The sequence below is a fragment of the Hydrogenoanaerobacterium saccharovorans genome (genome assembly GCF_016901815.1).
Classification (GTDB): Bacteria; Bacillota; Clostridia; order Oscillospirales; family Ruminococcaceae; genus Avimicrobium; species Avimicrobium caecorum.
In genome coordinates, this window is record NZ_JACSNR010000062.1 from 1 (window position 1) to 219 (window position 219).

A 219-nucleotide genomic window follows, 5' to 3' on the forward strand; every position below is an offset into this window, starting at 1 on the left:
TAGTACTCCCGAGCTGAATGTGTCACCACACTTACACTCTGAGCCTATCTACCTTGTAGTCTTCAAGGGGTCTTACCTGATTAACTCAGTGGGATATCTTATCTTGTGGCCGGCTTCATGCTTAGATGCTTTCAGCGTTTATCCGATCCGCACTTAGCTGCCCAGCTGTGCCACTGGCGTGACAACTGGTGCACCAGAGGTGCGTCCATCCCGGTCCTC

General features: G+C 52.1%; 1 rRNA gene. It reads right to left on the reverse strand.

Annotated features, from left to right (window positions below):
* Positions 1 to 219: ribosomal RNA gene (locus H9X81_RS11685) — 23S ribosomal RNA — on the reverse strand; the annotation flags it as partial.